A 5479-nucleotide genomic window follows, 5' to 3' on the forward strand; every position below is an offset into this window, starting at 1 on the left:
AGTGCTAGCCGCGCAGGTGGCGCCACTCGCCGTTGGCGAGCACGCTCGCCCAGGCGCCGGCGATGCGGGCCAGGCCGCGGCGGACCTCGTCCACGACGGCCGGGGCCAGCTGCTCGCGGGAGGGCTGCAGGCGCACGGTGACGCGCAGGCCGTCGAGCACCTTCTGGCCGCGGGCCAGCGCCTCCTGGTCGGGTTCGGCGGACTGCTCCAGGACGGCGCGGATGCCCTCGCGCAGGGCGATGGCCTCGTCCAGGTCGGCCAGGGTGATGGGGATGGCGCCCTCGGCGGCCAGGCGGTGGGCGCGCAGGAACCGCGCCAGGTCGGCCCGGTCGCCCAGGGCGGCGCCGGTCGAGACGAAGGCGGCGATGAGCTCGGCCGCGGGGCTGAGGCGTGCGGGGGACTGGGGATGCGTCTTCATGGGGGGTATCCCACCACGCCCGGGTAGCGGATTCCGGCGAACGGCGGGGCCGGTGGCCACAGGTGGTCACCAGGCGCGTTCACATCGGAACGAAACCGGACGAACCTTCCCTGGGCGCCCGAGATGTCCGCCGTTTCACTCCGGTCCGAAACCGGGTTCCCGGTCGGCCGCTTCAGACGGCCCGACCGGGGGCGCGGTCAGCCCGAGCGCCGCAGCCGCCACGCCCGCGGCGGGTCGGCCTCGTGCGGGACCCCCGCCTCGGCGAACCGGGCCCGCACCCGCGCCCCGCCCAGCCGCCCCCGCTCCAGGTGGACCGTGCCGCGGATGGCCTCCACGGCGTTGCGGACGATGTCCAGCCCCAGCCCGGTCGACCCGCCGCCGCTGGCCCCGCGGCGCAGCGCCGCCGCCGGGTCGGCGAACCCCGGCCCGGCGTCCTCCACGATGAGCGTCACCCACCCGGCGTGGCGGACCACGGTCACCGCCAGCGGGCTCCCCGCCGGGGTGTACCGGAACACGTTGCCGACCAGGGCGTCGAGCACCGCAGTGCACTCCTGCGGGGGCAGCGCCACCCGCGCCGGGGTGTCGGGCAGGTCCACCTCCACCCTCCTCCCCTGGTCCTCGCCGAGCATGGACCAGAACCCCATCCGCTCGCGGACGACATCGACCAGGTCGGACTCCAGTTCCTCGGCGAGGACCTCGGTGCGCGGGCGCGCGTTGCGGATGATCTCGTCCACGTCCCGCTCCAGGGCGTTCACCGCCTCGCGGATGCGCTCCCCCTCCGCCCCGGGCAGGAGTTCGGCGTCCAGCCGCAGCGCGGTCAGGGGGGTGCGCAGCCGGTGGGAGACGTCGGCGACCATCTCCCGCTCCTTGGCGAGCAGCTCCTGGACGTGCTCGCCGATCGTGTTGATGGAGTTGCCCAGCACGACCAGGTCGCGCGGCCCGTGCACCCGGACGCGGGCGTTGAGCCGCCCCGCCCCGATGGCCACCGCCGTCACCGCCAGCGCGTGCAGCGCCCGGCGGGCGGGCACGCTGAGCCGGTCGGCCGCGGCGACGGCGACGAGCACGGCCGGCAGCGCGACCGCCACCAGGGCGGCCGCCACCGGCCCGGCCTCGCGCAGGGCGGCGCCCGCGGGCAGGTACACCTCCACCACCGCGGTCCCGCCCTCCGGGACGGGGGCGGCCACCAGGTGGAGCGTTCCGCCGTCGACCGGGACCGGCCCGGTGTCCCCGGCGCGGGCCGCCTCGACCTGGGCGGCCGAGGAGCGGCTGGCGCCGACCGCGGCCCGGCCGGGCAGGTGCACGGCCAGGTGGCCGGCCTCCCCCGCGGGCAGCCCGGCCACCATCCGGTACAGGGTGTCGGGGTCGGCGTCCACCGCCACGGCGGCGGCCACCAGGTCGGCCTGGGAGAGCGCCTCGTCCCGGACCCGCTGGGAGGAGTCCCACCACAGCCAGGGGAGCGCCACCGACAGCAGCACCACCGCCACCAGCACGGTGGCCAGGGTCACCGCGCGTGCCAGCAGACTCCTCACCCGGGCTCCACCATCTTCAGCCCCACCCCGCGCACGGTGCGCAGGTAGCGGGGGTTCCCGGCGCTCTCGCCCAGCTTGCGGCGCAGCCAGGACACGTGGACGTCGATGGTCTGGTCGTGGCCCGCCAGCGGGTGCTGGTGCCAGACCGCCTCGACCAGTTCGCGGCGGGGGACCACCCGGCCCACGTTCCCCGCCAGGTGGGCGAGCAGGTCGAACTCGCGGCGGGACAGGTCCAGGGGCCGGCCCGCCAGGGTCGCCTCGCGGCGGTCCAGGCTGATGACCAGCTCGCCCACCACCAGCTCGCCGTCCCCGTCGCCGGGGCGGTCCGGGCCGCGCAGCGAGCGGCGCAGCAGCGCGTTGATGCGCGCGGCCAGCTGGGCGCTGGAGAACGGTTTGACCACGTAGTCGTCGGCGCCGTCGTTGAGCAGCCGCACGATGGTGGGCTCGTCGCCGCGCGCCGTCGCCACGATCACCGGGACCTCGCTGTACCCGCGAAGCATGCGCAGGGCCGACGCCCCGTCCAGGTCGGGCAGCCCCAGATCGAGGATGACCAGGTCCGGTTCGTGCTCGGTCGCCTCGCGCAGAGCCTCCAACGCCGTACCCACCGGGTGGACCACGTGCCCCAGGTTGCCCAGCGCCCTGACCAGGGCACCGCGCACCACCGGGTCGTCCTCGACCAACAACACCGTTGCCATGTCGCTCACGTTAACCAACGATGACGCGGGGCACGAGGCCGGGATTCCCGGCACAGTGGGACGATCCGCCCCGGACCTCCCCAAGGGGGGACAGAGGGGTCCGTGGGTTTAAGTCGAATGAGATGACGGATTAAGGCTTCCTTAGGGTCCCCCGGACTACTGTCGACTCACATCGCCGCAGGGTGGCGTGGGTCACAGGTCCGCTGGCCCGCCCCGCGGCACCGGTTCTACGGCGGCCCCGACCCGGCCGCCCCACAACAGACGGAGGCGCCGTGGCGGAGATAGTGATCGACGGTCTGGGCAAGGTCTACACCGACGGGACCCGGGCCGTGAACAACCTGTCCCTGGACATCCAGGACGGTGAGTTCCTCGTCCTGGTCGGCCCCTCCGGCTGCGGCAAGACCACCGCCCTGCGCATGATCGCCGGCCTGGAGGGGATCAGCGAGGGCACGATCCGCATCGGGGACCGCGTGGTCAACGACGTCCCGGCCCGCGACCGCGACGTGGCGATGGTCTTCCAGTCCTACGCCCTGTACCCGCACCTGAACATCTTCGAGAACATCGCGTTCGGGCTGCGGCTGCGCAAGCTGCCCAAGGCCGAGATCGAGGAGCGGGTGCGCGAGGTCGCCCGGATCCTGGAGCTGGAGGAGCACCTCCAGCGCAAGCCCGGCAACCTCTCCGGCGGCCAGCGCCAGCGGGTGGCGATGGGGCGCGCCATCGTCCGCCGCCCCCGCGCGTTCCTCATGGACGAGCCGCTGTCCAACCTGGACGCCAAACTGCGCGTCCAGATGCGCGCCCAGATCGCCCGCATCCAGCGCGACCTGGGGGTGACCACCGTCTACGTCACCCACGACCAGACCGAGGCGATGACCCTGGGCGACCGGGTCGCCGTCATGAAGCGCGGCGTGCTCCAGCAGGTGGGGCCGCCGCAGGAGCTGTACGACCACCCGCGCAACCTGTTCGTCGCGGGCTTCGTCGGCTCCCCCGGCATGAACCTGCTCACCGCCTCCCTCACCGACGACGACGGCCGGTACCGGCTGCACCTGGGCGAGCAGACCCTCGACCTGCCCGACGGCCTGCTGCACCGGCGCCCCGCCCTCCGCGGGTACGCCGGGGCCAAGGTCGTCCTGGGCATCCGGCCCGAGGACATGGAGGACGCCGAGATCGTCGGCTCCGCCGAGGGGGCGACCCTCACCTCGGTCGCCGACCTGGTCGAGGCCATGGGCTCCGACGTCCTGGTCCACTTCCCGCTGGGCGCCGACCCCGTCGTCACCGAGGACACCCGTGAACTGGCCCGGGACGCCGGGGCCGACGACGCCCTGTCCGCCACCTCCGAGGGTGTGGTCGTCGTCGGCCGGTTCAGCCCCCGCACCCACGTCTTCGAGGGCCAGGACATCACCATCGCCGTCGACACCGAACGGCTCCACTTCTTCGACCCGGCCACCGGCACGGCCATCCGCGACTAGGAGCAACATCATGACCCCATCCCCCTCCCCCCGATCCCGTACCCGCGGCGCCCGCGGTGCCCGCCGCCTCCCCGCGGTGACCGCGGCCGCCCTGGCCACGGTCCTGGCCGCCACCGCCTGCGGCGGCGGCTCCGGCGACGCCGAGCTGGGCTCGGTCACCCTGGAGATCGTCGGCCCCTGGGCCGGAGCCGAGCAGGAGGCCTTCGAGAAGGTCCTGGACCTGTTCGAGTCCCGGACCGGGGCGACCGTCACCTACAGCGGCGTCGGCGACGAGCTGTCCACCGTCCTGCAGACCCGGATCCAGGGCGGCGACGTGCCCGACGTGGCGCTCATCCCCCAGCCCGGCCTCATCCAGACCTTCGCCTCCAGCGGCGACCTGGTGCCCCTCACCGACGACGTGGTCGCCGACGTGGACGCCAACATGGCATCGGCCTGGCGCGAGATCGGGTCCGTGGACGGCCAGGCTTACGGCGTGTACCTGAAGGTCACCAACAAGTCGCTGGTCTGGTACAACAACGACCTGTTCGCCGAGACCGGCGCGGAGCCCCCCGAGACCTGGGACGACTTCACCGAGCTGTCCGAGAACCTGTCGGAGGTCGGCGTCACCCCGCTGTCGATCGCGGGCGCCGACGGCTGGGTGCTCAGCGACTGGTTCGAGAACGTCTACCTCCAGGTGGCCGGGCCCGAGAAGTACGACCAGCTGAGCGACCGCGAGATCCCCTGGACCGACCCCACCGTCGAGGAGGCCCTGGAGGTCCTCGCCCAGGTGTGGGACAACGAGAACCTGCTGGTGGGCGGCACCAGCGGCACCCTCCAGACCGACTTCCCGACCTCGGTGACGAACGTGTTCGGCGACGACCCCTCCGCCGCGATGGTCGTGGGCGCCGACTTCATCGGCGGCGTGGTCTCCTCCAGCACCAACGCCGACGTCGGCGACCAGGCGCTGCACTACCGGTTCCCGTACATCGCCGGGGAGCAGGACTCGGTCGTGGTCGCGGGCGACGCCGCCGTGGCCATGACCGACGACGAGGCCACGATGGAGCTGCTGAGCTTCCTGGCCTCCCCCGAGGCCGCCCAGGAGTGGGCCGCCCAGGGCGGGTTCGTCTCCCCCAACCGGAACCTGACCGGCGACGCCTACCCCGACCCGCTCACCGGCCAGGTGGCCGAGCAGATCGTGGCCGCCGGGGACAGCATCCGGTTCGACCTGTCCGACCTGCAGCCCGCCGCGTTCGGCGCCACCGTCGGCGACGGCATGTGGCAGGCCCTCCAGGACTTCCTGGGCGACCCCTCCGACATCGAGGGGACCATGGAGCGCCTGGAGGCCGAGGCCGCCGAGGCCTACGGCGAATAGGACGCGCACCCCGGCGGGGG

The 5479-nt window shown here is 73.8% G+C and carries 5 protein-coding genes; 2 read left to right on the forward strand and 3 right to left on the reverse strand.

Annotation, left to right across the window (positions count from 1 at the left end):
* Positions 1-4: 4 nt before the first annotated feature.
* The 3 genes from ACJOT3_RS32060 to ACJOT3_RS32070 all read right to left on the reverse strand — a co-directional run bounded on the left by ACJOT3_RS32060 (position 5) and on the right by ACJOT3_RS32070 (position 2642).
* Positions 5-418 carry an ABATE domain-containing protein gene (locus tag ACJOT3_RS32060; protein WP_406976883.1) on the reverse strand — a complete coding sequence of 138 codons (414 nt, stop codon included), beginning with the start codon at positions 416-418 and terminating at the stop codon, positions 5-7.
* A gap of 197 nt (positions 419-615) precedes the next feature.
* The gene (locus tag ACJOT3_RS32065) at positions 616-1947 is read right to left on the reverse strand and encodes a sensor histidine kinase (RefSeq protein ID WP_406976884.1); all 1332 of its coding nucleotides are present in this window, start codon (positions 1945-1947) and stop codon (positions 616-618) included.
* On the reverse strand, positions 1944-2642 hold the full coding sequence (locus ACJOT3_RS32070) for a response regulator transcription factor (RefSeq protein WP_406976885.1): 699 nt from the start codon (positions 2640-2642) through the stop codon (positions 1944-1946). The genes ACJOT3_RS32065 and ACJOT3_RS32070 overlap by 4 nt, the downstream gene beginning before the upstream one ends.
* 272 nt (positions 2643-2914) lie before the next feature.
* Between ACJOT3_RS32070 and ACJOT3_RS32075 the strand changes: the two genes are divergently transcribed.
* Positions 2915-4108: an ABC transporter ATP-binding protein gene (locus tag ACJOT3_RS32075; protein ID WP_406976886.1), complete on the forward strand. Its 1194-nt coding sequence runs from the start codon at positions 2915-2917 to the stop codon at positions 4106-4108.
* Positions 4109-4118: 10 nt separating this feature from the next.
* The gene (locus ACJOT3_RS32080) at positions 4119-5459 is read left to right on the forward strand and encodes an ABC transporter substrate-binding protein (RefSeq protein ID WP_406976887.1); all 1341 of its coding nucleotides are present in this window, start codon (positions 4119-4121) and stop codon (positions 5457-5459) included.
* The last annotated feature ends 20 nt before the right edge of the window (positions 5460-5479 follow it).

It is taken from the genome of Nocardiopsis protaetiae, from assembly GCF_045446735.1.
Classification (GTDB): Bacteria; Actinomycetota; Actinomycetes; order Streptosporangiales; family Streptosporangiaceae; genus Nocardiopsis; species Nocardiopsis protaetiae.

Excerpts from the sequence above, each read along its gene's own strand:
- ACJOT3_RS32060 (WP_406976883.1), bottom strand. The coding sequence starts at position 418 with ATGAAGACGCATCCCCAGTCCCCCGCACGCCTCAGCCCCGCGGCCGAG.
- ACJOT3_RS32070 (WP_406976885.1), bottom strand. The coding sequence starts at position 2,642 with ATGGCAACGGTGTTGTTGGTCGAGGACGACCCGGTGGTGCGCGGTGCC.
- ACJOT3_RS32080 (WP_406976887.1), top strand. The coding sequence starts at position 4,119 with ATGACCCCATCCCCCTCCCCCCGATCCCGTACCCGCGGCGCCCGCGGT.